Genomic DNA, 17,377 nt, shown 5'->3' with positions numbered 1-17,377 from the left:
GAGTTCTCATTTAATTGAACCGTTACTTTTTTTACACAGTATTGTTAAACATGTTAATTAATGTCATCATTTTTGTTCCTGAAATTTTATTGGATCAGCGTTTTGAAGGAGCTGTTATGTCCATCCTCTTGGCCATTCCAATTGGGATGACTTTAACGGTTTTATTTGTTAATTGCATTTCAAATTTCCCGCAACAAGGGCTTCCGGAAATATTAGATATTCTAAAAACAAAGTGGATTAAAAAGCTCATTCTATTTTTATTTAGCTTGATTTGGTTTTCTGCTGGAGCTATTACGCTTATAGCCAGTATTAATATTACACAAGTATTCATGAACCCAGAAGCCCTAACTTTCCCATTATATTTGATTTTTGTTGCGGCAATCTCATTCGCGATTCAACTAAAATCTGATAAAGTCCTATTTCTATTGGAAATAATATTGATCTTAAATCTTCCACTCCTTGCTTTTGTTTTTTTTAAGACAATGGGAAGCGAGTATTTCAGTTGGGATGCGATGTTAGAGGTAAGTACATATATTAATGAGGCACCCACCTGGAGTGCTGTAGCATCAGCCACTTATATTTTTTCTGGGTACTTAAACCTTGTAATTTTTAATCGATTATTTCCAGAAAAAATTACTAAAAAATGGTTTGTAGTAATATTTGTTTTCAGTATTATTAATTTACTAACAACCTTTTTTATTCCCATTGCTTTTCATGGTGCTGATGGTGTTAGTGACTATACTTATCCATGGATTACTACAGCTGATTCTTTACGAATTGATTATGGTCCGATCGAAAGAGTTATTTTTTTATTTTTAATGTTATATCTTTCCCTTTCTTTATTAAGTGTTACCATTCATTGGCATGTTGCTTTATACCTTGCTAAAGGTGCTTTTCCAGCGAAAACAGAAAAGAAAACAAAGTGGATTACATGGGGCATCATTGCCTTATTAGTCATTGCAGGCGGGTATTTAGTGAATATTTTAGAGAGTAGATTACTTAACACCTTTACAAGGTACTGGATGAATGTCCGGATATTATTTGAAATTGGAGTTCTAATTTTATTGTTTTTTTTAAGTAGGTGGAAACGGAAATGAGGCGTTACTTTAAAGGTTTGTTGCTTTTATCATTACTCGTTCTTCTTGTTTTAATCAGTAGTGGATGTGGCTTTAAAGATATTGATAAACGTTTTTTTGTTGTAGGGATCGGAATTGACTCAATTAAAAACGAAGAAGAACAATATTTAGTGAGCCTTAAACTTGCAATCCCTGCTTCCGATTTAAGCACGGGCAAAAACGAATTTATCATTGTTTCGGAGAAAGCTAAAACAATAACCGAGGCTGTTAGAATAATTAAATCAAAAGTAGATAAAGAGCTGGAATTCAGCCATGCAAAGATTATTATTTATGGTGAGGAGTTAATTAAGAATGACATGCCAGGACACCTAGTTTATTGGTTTATTCGCAGAAGAGATATTCAACAAATTGCTTATATGAGCATTGGGAAGCCAACAGCTTTGGACGTTTTGAAGGTGAAACCGAAGTCGGAACGGCTGCCATCCAATGCAATGTTCCTGGCATTTGGCAAAACTGGAACGGAAACACCCTATACCATTACCGCACCACTTTTTGAATTTCAACGAAGGATAATAGAAAGAGGACAAGATCCCTATTTACCAATTATTGAAGCCGATAAGGACCTTCTGGAAATTAACAAGTTAGGTATTATGGATAAACGAAAATTAATACATACACTGTCACCGGATGAAACGGAACTATTTAACTTACTTACTGGTAATGTCCCCAAATTCGAGCTCAAGGTCTCAAAAGATGACCTCTATTTTTTAATATTCGGTAAAAAAGTGAATTCGAAATATATAATACATACACCTACTGGAAATAAACCGTATATCACAGTTCAAATAGACATCAATGGTACCATGGAAGAAGCGCTATTTAATATTTCTATGAAGGATATTCCTAAATACGAAAAAGCGGCTAAGGAAGATTTAGAAAATAGGATCAAGGACTTTTTGGTATCCCTTCAAAAAGCAAATCTTGACCCTATCGGCTTTGGACTTCGATATCGCTCAAGACATTTTAATAACAAAACAGAATGGGAAATGTGGCAGTCGATTTACCCTGAAATCGAGTTTAGAGTAAAAGCGAACGTAAAGATAGAAGGTGTGGGCATCATTGAGTAAATATTTCACCTGACAGCAAGGGTATGAAATCCAGATCCAGTTGATTTCATACCCTTTTTCTTTTGGTTGTATGGCTAGATGCGATGCTGCATATAAATACTTGGCTTTGTAATTGCTTGTAATTTTTCATATTGCTCTAATGTGATTTGATTTTTTATTGTTTCTTGCACATTTTCTCTGAGCTGCTCGATACTACTTGCACCTGGAATAATTGTCGCAACTGTTTCATTAAACAATGGGTACCGTAATGCAATATTATTAACCGTTTGCGGTGGAATCAACAAGTCTTGTATTTCCCCGTTAATAGCTACAATTTCATCATAAGAATAATCAAGATACCCTTTTTCGAAAACTTGTGCAGTGGTCTTGTCCTTTATTTTTTCTGTTAATAACCCTTTAGCTAATGGGCCACGGGCAATAATGCTAACTTGCTTTTCTTTAAGGAGTGGAAAAAGTTCTTCAGGTCTGCGGTCAAGTAAGCTATACTGCATCATTACACTGACAATATTTGATTTTTTTACAAATTCATTTATAACATTCGGCCGAATCGATGAAATTCCATAGTGACGGATAAGACCTTCTTTTTTTAAATCCTCAAAAGCCGCTATCGTTTCATCAATCGGATCCTCGATTGTACCCCCATGTAGTTGATACAAATCGACATAATCCGTCTGAAGCCGGCGCAAGCTTTCTTTTACCTCAGCTTTTATGTAATTAGCCGATGGATCCCAAATCCAACTGTCTTTATTCTCGTTCCAGCGATTACCAACCTTCGTAGCAACAATGACCTCACCACGACGACCTTTAATCGCTTTACCAACAATTTCTTCGTTAATTCCGAAATCATAAAGATCCGCCGTATCAAGGAAATTCACACCTGTATGTAACGCCTCATGAATAATTCGAATACCTTTTTCTACATCTGTACCAAGAGACATGCAGCCAAGACCAATTTCGCTTATATATAGGTCTGAAGTTCCTAATTGGTTTTTCTTCATTATTGGACCCCCTGCTTCTATTAGATTTTTGAAACTATTAATTGGAAGTTTGTTACATCTCTATTTTATCGTATGGCCAGCCGATTGTCTTATTTTTTTAAAAGTAATTATCATTTTTATTTATTCATACTTTTGGTTACAATAGAAATTGAAATGCCTATGCAAATATTTACTTAGGAGTGAAATAATGGCCTTAAATGTTTATATGATTTTCAATGGAGAATGTCGACAAGCAGTAGAATTTTATGGACAGGTTTTTGGTTCTGAAGCAAGAATCATGTCATTCGGAGATGCACCCCCTAATCCTGAGTTTCCTATGCCTGAGGAAGCAAAAAACCTTGTTATGCATGCTGAACTTATGATATCAGGTTCAAGAGTTATGTTCTCGGATTCTTTCCCTGGGCGTCCTTATGTAAAAGGGAACAACATTGAGCTAGCCATAGTTAGCACGGATATGGATGAGGTCAAATCAATCTTCAATCAGCTAAAAGAAGGCGGCAAAGTAGAAATGGAGTTGCAGGAAACATTCTGGAGCAAATGCTACGGCAAGCTAACAGATAAATTTGGTGTTGAATGGCAAGTCAGCCATGACGATGGCTCTGCCCATCAGGGAAAATAGTAAAATAAAAAAGGATAAGGAGCTTTCGTTTAAAAAGTTCTTTATCCTTTATTTTATATTTACTGCAAGCCACGATTTACAACCTGGATACCGCCTGACGCTGAAATCACACTCCCGGTGATAAAGTCCGAGTTATCTTCGCATAAAAAGCGGATAATCCGCCCGATATCCTCTCCGGTACCGGAACGTCCGACAGGTGTATGATTATCTTTAATTAATCTAGCTGTTTCAATATCTGCTTCCTTCATTTCTCCAATAATATCACCAGGACAAACCATATTGGCTGTAATCCCGTATTCAGCCTCTTCAAAGGCGATTGTTTTAGTTAATGATACAAGCCCAGCCTTGGCTGCAGCGAATGCAGACCGATAAATCCAGCCAGGTGTGTGCTCTGCATCTTGGAAACCATAGGTTATAATTCTGCCAAACTTCTGTTTTCTCATAATCGGAATGGTTAGCTTCAAAAAATGAAAGACCGCATTTAAATTGCCATTAATGATCTCATACCATTCTTTTTCATCATAATCAACGAGCTTTTTCCGTTCAAAAATATAGGGACCTGCATTGTTGACCAGATAATCAATTCTGCCAAAGCGTTTCATAGCTTGTTCAATTATATTCGCAATGTCCTCTTTCTTGGTCACATCACCCTGAACGAATTGTAGCTTTTCTTGATAAGGCTCCCATTCGGTCATTAATTGAGACACCCGAGTAACATCGCTTCGATAATTGATCGTAACGGAGCAACCCATTTCCAGAAATTGTTCCGTAACCTTTTTCCCAAGCCCTTTCGACCCTGCCGTTATTACTGCATGCCTCAATAAATTCACCTGCCTATTTTTTCGAATCGTGTCAATTCATCTTACTTCCATTGAAATATTACCTGTTTAATAATGATAAAAACTCAATACGTGCATCAGACTGATTAGCAAACATCCCTCTCACAGCTGTCGTTGTTGTCGATGAATTAGATTTTTTAATTCCCCTGCCACACATACACATATGTTTTGCTTCTACTACAACCATCACACCTTGAGGATGTAGCACTTCTTCAATCGCATCTGCAATTTGATTCGTTAGTCTTTCCTGTACTTGAAACCGTCTAGCATACCCTTCTACCATACGGCCAATTTTCGATAATCCTGTTATTTTTTCACTTGGCACATAACCCACATGGGCAACTCCAAAAAACGGCGCAAAATGATGCTCACACATTGAATAAAATTCAATATCCCGTACAAGGACTAATTCCTGATGATCCACTGCAAAAATCTTCTCTAAATGCTCTTTCGGATCTTCTCGATAGCCTTCTGTGTACTCTAGAAAAGCTTTTAGGACACGAACCGGCGTCTCATGAAGCCCATCTCGAGTAGGATCGTCTCCGCATAATTTTATTAATTCCTTCAATGAGTTCATTACATTTTGCGCTTGAGCGAGCTTTATTTCTTGATCAGGATCGTTTTTAAATATTTCAAGTACCTTTTCAGATATTAAATTACTTTCCGCAATAGACATAAATTTACTCTCCTCTGCCATTTCAATAAAACAAAGATGTTATTTAAAGTGAATTTTTAATAAACAATATAATATAAAAAATAGCCTATTACCTTCAAGTAAGTCAATTAATTTGATTCTTATTTTGAAATCAATATGATTATTGGTTTATAGATAAGCATTACAATTTACTAAGAATTATTTTTCTATACATGCCATTCATCATAACGGGCGTATCTACTTCTATTTTTAAATAGTCATTATTCATACTATATAACTCTTCAAAATTTAGCCCAATATCGGTACCTAATACTTTAATAATGGGTCTTAGCAGCTTTTGGGAGATTGATTGCTTTCGGGTTTCTCCACTAAATTTATCAAAGATAACAACTACCCCACCAGGTTTAACGACTCTACCAATCTCTTTTAAACATTTATCTGCATCCGACACTACTGAAATAATTAGACTTGCGACAGCGACGTCAAATGTATTATTCTCAAAGTCCATGTTCTGAGCATCCATTTCTTGGAACTTAATAGGAGAATTTTCGAATTTTGCTCTAGCTTTATCTAGCATATCGCGGGAAAAGTCAATAGCAGTTATATCTAGGTCTAATTGATCTTCTATTAACTCCAAATCTGCTCCTGTTCCAACCCCAACAAACAAAATTTTTTGTTCATTGGTGAAGTGTGTATTAGCGAAAACCTTTTTCCGTGCTCGTAGAAATGCACCTGAATTAAAAATCCGATCATAAATAGGCGACCAAATTTTATATATTACTTTGTTCCAAGAATTATTCATAATTCTCACCTCTAGACCTCTAGGATTATACTTCTGCAAAATAAAAACGATGCCTGATGAAGCACCGTTCAATACATTCTATCTTTTTAAATAACATATTATTCCATAAAATGGAAGTATTTATAATTGCTATTTCTTATTGACCTCAGGAGAATGAACCTCTCCCATAAACAAAATAATTCCTGACTCGTTATCCAGAATGACAAAAAAGAACGGGTGATTGACATTCATTATTTTCATCACGGGGCTCGCTGTCTCTTCTATTTTCACAGATGTTGCAGCAGCAGCTTCCGTTCCTTTTTCATTAACTTCAATATAGCTTTTATGAAGAACTTCATCGATGCAAACCCCACCATTTTCTACCATTCGGCTAAAATCAGCGTTACCAGAAAAAGCCGATGGCATTCCCAAATTGATCAGTGAATCATTCAGATTAGTAGAGTAATCCATTTTAAATTTTGGAAGGGTGATAGATACCTCCTGTTTATTAAACTGATTTATCCGGTTGACCCATTGATCATATGTTAGCTGTTGGTAAAAATCATCCAAAGAGGCCCCTTCTTTGGGCAGTATCACAATCATGCTTAATTCATTATCTTTATAAGGGAGATCTATTACTTGTACTAGCTCATCTTCAAAATATTTAAATTCATTCGTTTGCCTCATAAATGGTAGCTTTTGGGGCTGGTCTGTTGATACATAAAATGTATCTTCAAACGTTTGTTTTTCGTCAAATGAATGATCCCATTCTCCATAAAAATAAATAGCATTGATCAAATAGGCTACAGTATTAGATTCAATATTTTCTATCATTTTTTCAATCTTGCCGTTTGTTTTCTGTTTAACCCATTGATTTATTTCATCAGTTGTCTTCGGATCTGAAAAATCCATTTCAGAGACCTTCGCCAAATAATAATCCTCTGTTTTCTTTACAAAATCCTCTAAAAAAGGAGAGCCTTCTTTTAACCATAAAGAATTGGCAATATTCAATGTCGCTTCGTAATTCCGTTCGTATGTCCGACTTAAGAAAGATGCATAAGCACGGTTAATATCTGACGGTTCATAATCACTCACTTGTAATACCTTAGCCAACTCCTTTTGAGTATCGCTTGCTGCACCATTAAAGGTCATTGATAAAGCAGAATGAATGCTAAATGGGGAGAAAAATGTATTTTGCTCCTCTTTATTTTTGATTAGCTCGTCTAGTAATTTAAAGGCGAAACGGTTATTTGCTTCCGTAATCATTTTATAATCATCTTTCCCAAATTTTGCTGAACCAAAGTCTGGTGAACTAGATGAACCGCAGCCTGTAAGAAAAAGAATAAGGGATAGTATTAAATAAAAGCCTTTCATTGAATGGTCGTCCTCCTTTGTATCAATGTATCTCTTAAATTGATTTACAAATTAGACGATAAGATTTGAGAAAGGTTCCATGATTTTTATGTATAGTTTCATAATAGTTGGTCATTGTCCGTAGTCAAATCGACATTGACCTCTGTTTGGTGAGGATAAACGCAAATTATCTACCACCAAATCACTGCTCAATTGTTGCGCCAATTTTATCCAATAAATCAACCTTTTAATCGCTCTATAAAATCAGTTAATTTATCAAGTGAGGTCAGATTTTCATTACACTTTTGACTATCACTGCAAATATAATTTCCACGTTTTGTGAACGTCCCTTGCTCCTTCCCTTTTATTTCAGCTAGAAACATGCCTACTTCCCCTAGACCATTGCAAAGTGAGCAAATTCCTTTTTGATTTGCTTGTGTAAAAGAACCATAAATCCCGCTCAACTTATTATCATGGCTTGATACAATATATTTTTTACTAGTACTGTTACCAAACCAACTTAAATATACAATATCCCTTAAATCCATCTTATCTAAAGGTGGAACCGATAATTTTTTGACCTTCGGGAACAATTTTCGAACTGCCTGTTCCGATACGTTAAAAGGTATAACATATTGTTTTAATTGTGCTAAAAATTTTTCAGCCATTTCTTTATCATGAATCTCAACGACAGGCTGAATTAATTGTTTTTGTTCATCATTCATATTTATAAACATCGCTAAAATATTTTCTAATACCATATCCTCTATAGCTTTTATTACATCCGGATCTTTTGCAGTTGAATGTCCGTTGACTAGTTTTCTTGCCTGCACCCTTATGAAATTGTACTGATCTGTACGAATAAATGGTTTCATTTTCATCACTCCAAATACTAAATTACTTTACTATTATAGTGAAAATTCACTCTTACTAAAATGTAAAAGATGATTTAGAATTGTTGTTTACATAAGGAAAAGCACTGACATCCCATAAGAAAATGTCAGTGCTTTGTTTGATTTCACCCATTATTTAGTTGAATAAACGATTTTTTTAATAGATTCCGTAGAAAGAAAATATTCATCTGCCAATTCAGCAATTGACATTCCGTTTCTAAAGTCATGCTTAATGCGGTCATTTCTTTCAGCAATCAATTGACGCGCACCGGAACGTGTCCCCCACTTCTGGTGGCTACCTTCAGGTTTCGGAATATAGATCGTTTCACCTTGAACATACTTTTGAATTTCTTTTATTAATTCTTGCGGTAATACCGCAGTTGCTTTTACATAATTCATTCCGCCAGCTCCCTTATTTAATCTAAATAAAATAAGGTGCAAAGCCTTGATCAGAAATGGTCGTAAAAGCCCATCAGGCGATATTCATTAAACTCTACTCATGCAAAGTATCGCCTTTCCGATACCAGGCTTTGCATGAGGAGCTGCACTCAATGGCAATTTCAAACTTATTGCCATATGATCACCTCCTAAAATTACATAAAAATTCCTATTTAATGATAAATTATCAAATCCGCGATTCAAATGCAATCAAGAAAAAGCTCTTTATTTCAACTTCAACTTAGCCAAAGCATCTGCTAAAGCTGTATTAATTGGTTCTTCCTGCTTATTTTGCTTTTTCATGTAATTAGCGACATCTTTTTTCGATACTTTTGAATTCTGATTTTGCTTTCTTCTTTCATTGAATGTAGAAAGCTTTTCACGGTGACCGCAGCTGCATACAAATATTTGACCTTCACCTTGTCCACGCAGCTCCAGTCTTTTATGACAGTTAGGGCATCTCGCATTCGTTACTTTACTGATATTTTTGCGGTGCCCGCATTCACGATCCTGACAGACGAGCATCTTCCCTTTTTTGCCGTTCACTTCAAGCATAAGCTTGCCGCATTCAGGACATTTTGTTCCCGTCATATTATCGTGTTTAAATTTTTCCTTACTATTTTTTATTTCGTGTACAACAGATTTGGCGTAGTTTTTCATGTCATTGATAAATACATTTTTCGAAAGCTTCCCTTTTGCAATCAATTCGAGCTTTTGCTCCCATTCGGCGGTCAAGGCCGGCGATTTTAATTCCTCTGGGACTAGCTCAAGCAGTTGTTTTCCTTTTGATGTGATAAATATTTCCTTGCCTTTTTTCTCGATTAAAAACGTATTAAACAGTTTTTCAATAATATCAGCTCTCGTAGCAACGGTTCCAAGTCCACCCGTTTCACCAATTGTTCTAATTAAATCCTTACTCTCACCCGCCATATATTTTGCCGGATTTTCCATTGCTGACAGCAATGATGCTTCGTTGAAGCGTGTAGGCGGTTTTGTTTCACCTTTTGTTTGGATAACCCCAGAAATAGTCAATGCATCACCATTTGCAACAGACGGAAGAAGCTGATCCTTCACCTCATTAACACCATCTTCTTCATCATCAAAACGATTTTCATAAACTTCCTTCCAGCCCGACGAGAGAACCCTCTTCCCCTTTGCAACAAATGTTTCACCTGCGATGTCGGCTTTAATCGTAGTTTGCTCATATTCAAAAGCTGGATAAAGAACAGCTAAAAAGCGTTTTACAACTAAATTATAAATTTTCCGTTCTTTATCTGTGAATTTATTCAAAAATACGGTTTCCTCTGTTGGAATAATCGCATGATGATCCGATACTTTGCTGTCATTGACAAAGGAGCTATTTCCTTTAATCGGCTTTTGCAAAAGTTTATGCGCCAATTGTTTATAAGGACCAACTCCACAAGCTTTAACTCTCTCCTTTAAAGTGTCGACGATATCGGATGACAAATACCGTGAATCTGTTCTTGGGTAGGTTAAAACCTTGTGCTGTTCATAGAGTTTTTGCATGATTTGCAGTGTTTCTTTTGCAGAATATCCAAATGCTTTGTTAGCATCCCGCTGCAGCTCTGTTAGATCATAGAGCTGTGGAGCAAAGCTTTTTTTCGCTTTCTTATCCACATCAATAATCTTTGCTTGCTTATTTTTGACTTTTGATAATATTTCATCTGCCTTTTCTTTTGCAAATGTTTTTGTATCATTACTTATACGTTCATGCCAAGTCAGAACAATCTTCTCATTTGTCTGGGCTTGAATGCCATAATACGGTTTCGCTTTAAACTGACGTATCTCTTCTTCCCTTTTGGCAATGATGGCAAGTGTTGGCGTTTGGACCCGTCCGCATGATAATTGTGCATTGAATTTACATGTTAATGCCCTTGTGGCATTTAATCCCACATACCAATCTGCTTCAGATCTGGCAACGGCTGAATGATATAGAGGATCAAATTCCTTGCCATTCTTTAGCCTTTGAAAGCCTTCCTTTATTGCTTTATCGGTAACCGAAGAAATCCATAATCGTTTCGTTGGCTTGTTCACCCTTGCTTTATCAAGAATCCACTGCGCGACAAGCTGGCCTTCACGACCGGCATCAGTTGCAATTACTATATCCCCAACATCAGAACGAAGTAATTGGCTCTTAACAGCATGGAACTGCTTACTTGTCTGTTTTATTACAACAAGCTTCAAATCCTTTGGAACCATCGGTAAATCTTCTAACTTCCACGTCTTATACTTATCATCATAGCTTTCAGGATCTGCTAATGTAACCAAATGCCCCAATGCCCATGTCACAATATATTGATCACCTTCTAAAAAACCATTTCCTTTTTTCTGACAGTTTAGCACTCGTGCAATATCACGGGCTACAGATGGTTTTTCAGCTAAAACTACAGTTTTTTTCATCGTAACATCCTTCCACTTTTTCATGTCCTTTCAATTGTACCATTTACAGCCTATTTTTTATAAAATAAACGCTCTTCCTATGTCGGTCTGTATTGCTGTACATATTATGGATTATCTAATAAAAGAGGGGGTGTAATAAATGAGTGGCGTTGGATGTGGATATGGAGCAGGATTTGCTTTAATCGTTGTCCTGTTTATCCTTTTAATTATTGTTGGTGCTTCTTGGATGGGAGGCGGATTTTATTAATTAATTAGAAAAACACGACTTGCCGCCAATAATGGTGGCAAGTCCCACGAGGGGATGACCTAAAGGCCCTCGATATCCTTTCTATACTATCTACAAATTAATCTAAATTCTGATAGTACATTGAAAGGAGCCTATTTCAAAACGGATAGGTTCCTTTCCTTTATTGGTCTTTCCTTGATTTTTTTGCTGAAACAATTTCTTTGATCCATTCCGGAGGGTCGTCCTGATCCATTTGATTATACATATCTAACACATCCGAATCATCCAACCTTGATAAAATATCTCTAATATCATTATGGTCACCCATTATAGAACCAAACCCTTGATTTTGTTTTTTGTGGCTCGAAAAGTTACTCGGAAAATTATTTCCCATATTAAGGCAAGATGCCCCCTCGATGGAACCAATTTTAATCGATCCGATAACGAAGTTGGGTGATAAATACCCAGCCATCATGGATCCCTCCCCATACCGCATTCAGCATTTAACTAACTGTGTAATTTACTGGAGTGCCATTTACCTTCACGATGATATTGCTAATATCAGTTTGTTCTGGAACTTTTTTCTCCTGTTCTTCCTCGGTTTGCTCTTTTTTTGTTTGCTTCTTTTCTGGCTCGTTTTTCGGTTTTTGTTCAACCTTTGGTCCAAAATTATTCCCCATATTTAAAGCCCCGCTTAATTCCTTTATATCCAAGCTTTCTAGACTAAATGTCAGTTCCTTTAATATCGGATCATGTATATCCAAGTTTTGTATCGTAATATGATAAACTGTTGGTTGACTGGGCATCTCCTGCAGCCTTTTTTCAATTGCACCTATTTTTTCTACAATATCTTGGAGAATGTTGCTTTTTTCCCCATTCATTAACATCATTCCTTTTTCGGAAAAAGTTACATGTCCTTGTTAATTGTTGGTGGTATGATTGCTTTCTAAAAAACGAACTGGTATTTCATGCTGAGGATCATTTTGCTCATCGCTGTAAACAGGAATCACAATCTTTAACAAACCATTTATATAGGAAGCTGCTAATTTCTCTATCATACAATCCTCTGGAAGCCTTATTTTTCGTTTAAATGGACCAGTAAACCTTTCATCCTTAATCAATTCTTGACCATCCACGATATAAGGCCTTTTAATTTCTCCTGCAATAACAAGCAACCGCCCTTGCATACGAATGGAGAGGTCTTCCTCTGATTGGATTCCGGGCAATTCTCCAACAATGGTCATCTCTTTTTCCGTTCGAATGATATCAATTCGCGGATTTACTAATGGGAGAAAATCATTAATTACATCCCAAAACTCTTCGCCTAAAAATTCACTGGCTTCACCTAGGGAACTCATTATCTTCTTTTTGTTCAAATCAATCCCTCCCAACCCTATCTTAAATATATATATTCAAATATGGACAATTTAAAACCTTCAAAGGTCCTTAAAATAACACAAAAGAAAACCACTTCATCTCACTGAAGAAATGGAAGTGGCGATCATTTTAGTACTATTTTCGGTAAAATCTGCAAGTAAACAAGGATTGGAGTTTCATATATTGATAGAGCATACGTGCATGTCTTGCTTCTTCTGTCCTTAGGTTGATTTGCCTCTCGAGTCGTCGCATAAATTCACGGTCACACTCACATGGATTTCTATCCCTGCGATAACATAGATCGTGCGCCCTACACGCTGCATCAACAGCATTTATTGGAGCACCAGGACCACTGCATCCGGGACCACACCAGTTATAACCCGGAAAAATACAAAACCTTAAGCCACTTTTTCTTTTTTGCAGCAAAAAAACACCCCCTCCTTCCTACCTATTAAATGCTATATAAATACGATATTCATTGCGGTAAAAGCTTGTCTAAACCACTGCCTATGAATCCGATATTTCTAATGTGGAAAGTTTTAGAAATTTGTCGAAAACAGGGCAAAACTATAATACAAAAGGGAAATAGTTTAGTGTAAAATAGAGTTGGTAAAAAAAGCTAAGAAGGTGAGTACATGCAGCTGTTTTCATGGATCGTAGTTTCATTCCTACTGCTCTTATTAGGGGCATGCCAAGAACCTGCTAATCCCGCCCAAACAGTAGCAAGAGAAAATAACGATAATTTAACTACAATAAAAGTAATTGCTGAATCACCAGGGGCTGTTGTGTTTTTTAAAATGAACGAAAAAGAAATTGCTGAGAAATTTGGTGTTCGATTAGAATACAATTATCCGGAAAGGCTCACAGATAACTTGGAGAATTTTTTGTTTGCAACGAAAGAAGACTATGATATTTACTCCATATTCCCGGTAAAACTTCCTCTTTATGTTGAAAGGGATATGCTGCTGCCATTAGAAGAATATATCACGGATGAATTCGCAGACGATTTAATGCCCTTTTATCAAAAACTATATATGGAGTATGGCGATCATACCTACGGAATGGCTTATGATGGGGATGCCCATCTATTGTTTTATCGAAAGGATATTTTTGATAAATACAATGCGGAATATAAACAAAAATACGGAGTTGATTTAGCACCACCGAAAACTTGGGAAGAGTATGATAAAATTGCGCAATTTTTAACGAGGGATGAAGACGGCGACGGGAAAATTGACTTCTATGGTACGGCTATATTAAATGGCGGTGGAATGGGCTACATTTGGTTTGCTGAACGCTTCTTATCTATGGGTGGGTCCTACTTTGACAGCAATATGAAGCCGGCCATTAATAGTGAAATTGGCGTCAAAGCTCTGCAGGATCTTGTTACTTTACAAAATAGTCATGCAGTTCCCGAAGGGTCTATGTACGACTGGGTCGATTTAAATAATGCCTTTCTCCAAGGTCATCTTGCTATGACGATTCAGTGGAGTGATACGGCAAGGTTCTCCTATGATAGTAAAACTTGGAATTCCAAAGTAGCAGATTTAGTTGATTGGACGCTTGTTCCAAGCGGAGGTCCAAATGCGCCTGCAGGTGGTTCCTGGATTGGCAGAGTGTTAGCGATCTCAAATAATAGTAAAGTACCAGATAAAGCTTGGCAGGTAATCAAATACTTGACGTCTAAGGATGTCAGTATTTATTCAATTAATTCCTATGAAACTATTAATGATCCCTATCGATACAGTCATTTTTCAATTAATGAAAAAGGTCCATTCCCAAGTGTTGATGTAAGTAGGCATTTCTTTTCAACCCTGGAGGAGAGCTTAATCAATACGAATGCCGAATTGATGATTCCAGGTAGCTGGGACTATATGCAAAGCATTGATCGGAATATGCGCCTAGCATTAATAAACAAACTTACTCCGGAAGAAGCATTACAACAAACAGCAGATGAATGGGAACAGATTACTGAGAAATACGGAAGAGAGACACAAAAGGAATACTATCAAAAATGGTTGGCTAGTATTGAAGAAGTAAAAGAAATAACGAAAATACAGAAAAAATAGGCTGACTTCAAAAAAGTCAGCCTTTTCCATCGGATTTTGTAACTTCAAACACATCAAGGAAAAACACAAACACTGGAATACCAATAATTAATCCCCAAACACCAAAGAAATGCTCTGAGAAAATTAACACAATAAACGTATAAAAAATTGGTAAATCAGTCTTGGAACTCATAAGCTTTGGATTTAATATATAGGCTTCAATTCCATGAATAATGGCAATCATAATTAAAACATAGACAACTTTGATTAGCCCTCCAATTGTGTAGGCAATCATACACAACGGTACCAAGGAAATGATGACACCGGCAACCGGTATTAAGCCAAGGAAGAAAATCATGATGGCCAACCCGAATAATTGTGGGAAACCCATGAAGGACAGGGCTATAATCGATAGCATACAGTTGACAACAGCAATAATAAACTGTGCTTCCAATACCTTTCCAAAAGTGCGAATAAACTTTCCTCCGAAAAACTCAATTTCATTATAAAATGGGGCAAGCTTACTGTATTTCATTTTTTTCGTAAAAGTAACTAAACGCGGTTTCTCTAATAAATAAAACAAACTTAACAGTAAAGCTAGGAAAATCTGAAGTGCTAAATGGCTAATTCCTGAAAAAGACCTCATTGCAAATGCAAGACCTTGCTCAAAATACTGAGAAATTTCATTTTTACCTAAGAAGCTAAAGATATAATTTAATATGATGTTATCCTGTGGCTGCTGGTAGAAGGTCTTTACCTGCCTTATTAGTGCGGTAATTTCATACGTAATAATCGGCAAATATTTTACAATACCCCAGGTTAATAAACCAACAATCGCTGTATAACTGACTAAAACTATCAATTTCCAATTAATCGGAACCTTGCTTGAAACAATGGTCACAAGACGGTCCATCAAAAATGAAAATATAAACGTCAGCAATATGAAGTTAATCATACTTTTCATGCTGAATAAAATAAGGACAATAAGCGCAAAAATAAATATCCTTTTTAAACTTTTGTTTTGAAACCATTTTGTGAGTTCATCCATTGACCTTTCCCCTTTGTATAAGAAGCTCATTGTAATATCAATGTTGTAATATCAATATAATATAATTCTATATTATAATTAATTGCTGCATATTGAAAGCCATTATAATTGTAAAAATGATGATTTTAAAAGAAAAACACCTATCATTGATAGATGTTTGACATAAATGCATATATTACAGTGTTTATTGTTGTTTTTGAATAGTTACCTTAGCCCCATCTTTTAGCAGTGATTGTCCTTTTACAACAACTACATCATTCTCATTGATTCCGTCTAAGATTACAATTTGTTCACTTGTTTCTTCTCCAGTTTGTACCTCTACTTTTGTTGCTTTATCATTTTCAATTTTATAGACATAAGTCTTGCCTTCTTCTTCAAAAATTGCTTCTCTTGAAAGAATAAGACTTTCCTTTAGTTGGCCATCAATACCTTGGAAAACAACATTTACGACCATGTCTGATTTCCATTGTTCGTTCGCATTTGGAATTTCAATTTCAAACGGATAAGCCTTCAATTGTTGATCCATAACAGGACTTAAGGCTGTAACTTTCGCATCAATTGTTTTATCCACTGCCGGAACTTCAACTTTAACTACCGCCCCAACTTTGATCGATGTTACATCGCTTTCTGAAAGGCTGCCCTTAACAACGATAGGATTTATATTAACAATTGTAACTACACCTTGTGAAGGTCCAGCCATTTGACCAGAAGCCCCGTTAACACTTGAGATAATACCACTAATTGGTGCTTTAACCGTTGCATTAGCCAGTTGATAACGAGCATTTTCTAAATTTACCTTTGCTTGCTCAACAGATGCACTAGCAACCTGTATAGCCGATTTTTGTTCCGCATAATGTACAGATTTTTGTGCATTTTCTTGTGAGATTTTTGCGTTATTAAGAGCGATCTCCGCGTTTTTGAATGCTATTTCTTTTTGTTCTAATTCTACAGAAGCAACAGCACCTGCATCATAAAGCTGTTTAGTACGTTCTAAATTAAGCTTTGCATCATCATATGCTTGTTGGGCTTGTGTAATTCCAGAATCTGACTGAACAAGACCACTTTTAGCTTGGTCAAGGCCTTGGCTTGAACTAACTTCCGCTTGTTTTAAGTTTGCTTGTGCCACCTTAAGGGCTGCTTCAGATTGCTTAACTGTATTTTGTAGGTCCTCAGGATCTAAAGTGAACAGAACATCACCTTTATTGACCTTTTGACCTAATTTAACATTGATTGTTTTAATTTTTCCGTTCACTTTAGGGGCAATAGCAGCCGTTTCTTTAGGTTCAAATTTACCTGCAATACCAGCTTGGGCATCCAATACACCTTTTTTCACAGTTTCTACTTGAACAGGTACTGCCCCTGCTTCCTCTTTATTAGTTGTTGCTGGCTGTTTAGGAGCACAACCAGCAACTGTTAAAATTAAAAGTAATGAAAATAGTAGTAACTTTATTTTTTTATGCATCATATATTCTCTCCCT

Annotated in this window: 19 protein-coding genes; 5 read left to right on the top strand and 14 right to left on the bottom strand. The window is 36.2% G+C overall.

From position 1 onward, the window contains the following. Nucleotides 1–14 precede the first annotated feature (14 nt). Both P9E47_RS07330 and P9E47_RS07325 read left to right on the top strand, forming a co-directional pair. On the top strand, nt 15–1,097 hold the full coding sequence (locus P9E47_RS07330; RefSeq protein WP_003329625.1) for a GerAB/ArcD/ProY family transporter: 1,083 nt from the start codon (nt 15–17) through the stop codon (nt 1,095–1,097). After that, nucleotides 1,094–2,203 carry a Ger(x)C family spore germination protein gene (locus tag P9E47_RS07325; protein WP_326162996.1) on the top strand — a complete coding sequence of 370 codons (1,110 nt, stop codon included), beginning with the start codon at nt 1,094–1,096 and terminating at the stop codon, nt 2,201–2,203. The genes P9E47_RS07330 and P9E47_RS07325 overlap by 4 nt, the downstream gene beginning before the upstream one ends. Before the next feature lie 74 nt (nt 2,204–2,277). Here P9E47_RS07325 and P9E47_RS07320 read toward each other — a convergent pair whose 3' ends face one another. Then, a complete protein-coding gene (locus tag P9E47_RS07320; protein WP_003329627.1) occupies nt 2,278–3,201 on the bottom strand; it encodes an aldo/keto reductase in 924 nt (307 codons plus the stop codon). Between the two features lie 187 nt (nt 3,202–3,388). Between P9E47_RS07320 and P9E47_RS07315 the strand changes: the two genes are divergently transcribed. Beyond that, nucleotides 3,389–3,820, top strand: a complete 432-nt coding sequence (locus tag P9E47_RS07315) for a VOC family protein (protein ID WP_326162995.1) — start codon at nt 3,389–3,391, stop codon at nt 3,818–3,820. A gap of 59 nt (nt 3,821–3,879) precedes the next feature. On the opposite strand, the gene P9E47_RS07310 is transcribed toward P9E47_RS07315, so the two are convergent. The 7 genes from P9E47_RS07310 to P9E47_RS07280 form a co-directional block, all read right to left on the bottom strand. Then, a complete protein-coding gene (locus P9E47_RS07310) occupies nt 3,880–4,641 on the bottom strand; it encodes an SDR family oxidoreductase (protein ID WP_326162994.1) in 762 nt (253 codons plus the stop codon). 58 nt (nt 4,642–4,699) lie between these two features. Further along, a complete protein-coding gene (gene folE / locus P9E47_RS07305; RefSeq protein WP_003329631.1) occupies nt 4,700–5,335 on the bottom strand; it encodes a GTP cyclohydrolase I FolE in 636 nt (211 codons plus the stop codon). Nucleotides 5,336–5,495: 160 nt separating this feature from the next. Further along, on the bottom strand, nt 5,496–6,116 hold the full coding sequence (locus P9E47_RS07300; protein WP_326162992.1) for a class I SAM-dependent methyltransferase: 621 nt from the start codon (nt 6,114–6,116) through the stop codon (nt 5,496–5,498). 129 nt (nt 6,117–6,245) lie between these two features. Then, nucleotides 6,246–7,469, bottom strand: coding sequence for a serpin family protein (locus P9E47_RS07295; protein ID WP_326162989.1), 1,224 nt, complete (start codon nt 7,467–7,469; stop codon nt 6,246–6,248). Between the two features lie 218 nt (nt 7,470–7,687). After that, nucleotides 7,688–8,323 (bottom strand): FusB/FusC family EF-G-binding protein, encoded by a 636-nt coding sequence (locus P9E47_RS07290; protein ID WP_003329633.1) that lies wholly within the window; start codon nt 8,321–8,323, stop codon nt 7,688–7,690. Between the two features lie 150 nt (nt 8,324–8,473). Further along, nucleotides 8,474–8,740 (bottom strand): CD3324 family protein, encoded by a 267-nt coding sequence (locus tag P9E47_RS07285; protein WP_003329634.1) that lies wholly within the window; start codon nt 8,738–8,740, stop codon nt 8,474–8,476. 264 nt (nt 8,741–9,004) lie between these two features. Next, entirely contained in the window at nt 9,005–11,200 is a 2,196-nt protein-coding gene (locus P9E47_RS07280; RefSeq protein ID WP_003329635.1) for a DNA topoisomerase III, read from the bottom strand. A gap of 139 nt (nt 11,201–11,339) precedes the next feature. On the opposite strand from P9E47_RS07280, the gene P9E47_RS07275 reads away from it, so the two are divergent. Further along, nucleotides 11,340–11,447: a YjcZ family sporulation protein gene (locus P9E47_RS07275; RefSeq protein WP_081585626.1), complete on the top strand. Its 108-nt coding sequence runs from the start codon at nt 11,340–11,342 to the stop codon at nt 11,445–11,447. 160 nt (nt 11,448–11,607) lie between these two features. Here the strand turns inward: P9E47_RS07275 and P9E47_RS07270 are convergent, their stop codons facing one another. From P9E47_RS07270 to P9E47_RS07255, 4 genes are all read right to left on the bottom strand, one after another. Further along, nucleotides 11,608–11,898, bottom strand: coding sequence for a hypothetical protein (locus tag P9E47_RS07270; RefSeq protein ID WP_039956918.1), 291 nt, complete (start codon nt 11,896–11,898; stop codon nt 11,608–11,610). A gap of 31 nt (nt 11,899–11,929) precedes the next feature. Continuing rightward, entirely contained in the window at nt 11,930–12,307 is a 378-nt protein-coding gene (locus P9E47_RS07265; protein WP_051015742.1) for a hypothetical protein, read from the bottom strand. Between the two features lie 39 nt (nt 12,308–12,346). Further along, nucleotides 12,347–12,802: an Hsp20/alpha crystallin family protein gene (locus P9E47_RS07260; protein ID WP_003329637.1), complete on the bottom strand. Its 456-nt coding sequence runs from the start codon at nt 12,800–12,802 to the stop codon at nt 12,347–12,349. Between the two features lie 136 nt (nt 12,803–12,938). Continuing rightward, nucleotides 12,939–13,229 carry a phospholipase A2 family enzyme gene (locus P9E47_RS07255; protein ID WP_003329638.1) on the bottom strand — a complete coding sequence of 97 codons (291 nt, stop codon included), beginning with the start codon at nt 13,227–13,229 and terminating at the stop codon, nt 12,939–12,941. A 209-nt stretch (nt 13,230–13,438) separates the two neighbouring features. On the opposite strand from P9E47_RS07255, the gene P9E47_RS07250 reads away from it, so the two are divergent. Next, nucleotides 13,439–14,872, top strand: coding sequence for an ABC transporter substrate-binding protein (locus tag P9E47_RS07250; RefSeq protein WP_003329639.1), 1,434 nt, complete (start codon nt 13,439–13,441; stop codon nt 14,870–14,872). A gap of 16 nt (nt 14,873–14,888) precedes the next feature. Here P9E47_RS07250 and P9E47_RS07245 read toward each other — a convergent pair whose 3' ends face one another. Both P9E47_RS07245 and P9E47_RS07240 read right to left on the bottom strand, forming a co-directional pair. Beyond that, entirely contained in the window at nt 14,889–15,899 is a 1,011-nt protein-coding gene (locus P9E47_RS07245) for an AI-2E family transporter (protein ID WP_003329640.1), read from the bottom strand. 184 nt (nt 15,900–16,083) lie between these two features. Further along, nucleotides 16,084–17,361 (bottom strand): efflux RND transporter periplasmic adaptor subunit, encoded by a 1,278-nt coding sequence (locus P9E47_RS07240; RefSeq protein WP_003329641.1) that lies wholly within the window; start codon nt 17,359–17,361, stop codon nt 16,084–16,086. Nucleotides 17,362–17,377 lie beyond the last annotated feature (16 nt).

The organism is Schinkia azotoformans, assembly GCF_035811335.1.
In the GTDB taxonomy this organism is placed as follows: Bacteria; Bacillota; Bacilli; order Bacillales; family Bacillaceae_J; genus Schinkia; species Schinkia azotoformans.
Note: the sequence above shows the minus strand (reverse complement) of the source record. Positions and strands in the feature narration are given on the sequence as shown.

What these genes read in the sequence shown, in the direction of transcription:
- P9E47_RS07325 (WP_326162996.1), top strand. Translation starts at nt 1,094, where the DNA reads ATGAGGCGTTACTTTAAAGGTTTGTTGCTTTTATCATTACTCGTTCTT.
- P9E47_RS07320 (WP_003329627.1), bottom strand. Translation starts at nt 3,201, where the DNA reads ATGAAGAAAAACCAATTAGGAACTTCAGACCTATATATAAGCGAAATT.
- P9E47_RS07315 (WP_326162995.1), top strand. Translation starts at nt 3,389, where the DNA reads ATGGCCTTAAATGTTTATATGATTTTCAATGGAGAATGTCGACAAGCA.
- folE (WP_003329631.1), bottom strand. Translation starts at nt 5,335, where the DNA reads ATGTCTATTGCGGAAAGTAATTTAATATCTGAAAAGGTACTTGAAATA.
- P9E47_RS07300 (WP_326162992.1), bottom strand. Translation starts at nt 6,116, where the DNA reads ATGAATAATTCTTGGAACAAAGTAATATATAAAATTTGGTCGCCTATT.
- P9E47_RS07295 (WP_326162989.1), bottom strand. Translation starts at nt 7,469, where the DNA reads ATGAAAGGCTTTTATTTAATACTATCCCTTATTCTTTTTCTTACAGGC.
- P9E47_RS07290 (WP_003329633.1), bottom strand. Translation starts at nt 8,323, where the DNA reads ATGAAACCATTTATTCGTACAGATCAGTACAATTTCATAAGGGTGCAG.
- P9E47_RS07285 (WP_003329634.1), bottom strand. Translation starts at nt 8,740, where the DNA reads ATGAATTATGTAAAAGCAACTGCGGTATTACCGCAAGAATTAATAAAA.
- P9E47_RS07280 (WP_003329635.1), bottom strand. Translation starts at nt 11,200, where the DNA reads ATGAAAAAAACTGTAGTTTTAGCTGAAAAACCATCTGTAGCCCGTGAT.
- P9E47_RS07275 (WP_081585626.1), top strand. Translation starts at nt 11,340, where the DNA reads ATGAGTGGCGTTGGATGTGGATATGGAGCAGGATTTGCTTTAATCGTT.
- P9E47_RS07270 (WP_039956918.1), bottom strand. Translation starts at nt 11,898, where the DNA reads ATGGCTGGGTATTTATCACCCAACTTCGTTATCGGATCGATTAAAATT.
- P9E47_RS07265 (WP_051015742.1), bottom strand. Translation starts at nt 12,307, where the DNA reads ATGAATGGGGAAAAAAGCAACATTCTCCAAGATATTGTAGAAAAAATA.
- P9E47_RS07250 (WP_003329639.1), top strand. Translation starts at nt 13,439, where the DNA reads ATGCAGCTGTTTTCATGGATCGTAGTTTCATTCCTACTGCTCTTATTA.
- P9E47_RS07245 (WP_003329640.1), bottom strand. Translation starts at nt 15,899, where the DNA reads ATGGATGAACTCACAAAATGGTTTCAAAACAAAAGTTTAAAAAGGATA.
- P9E47_RS07240 (WP_003329641.1), bottom strand. Translation starts at nt 17,361, where the DNA reads ATGCATAAAAAAATAAAGTTACTACTATTTTCATTACTTTTAATTTTA.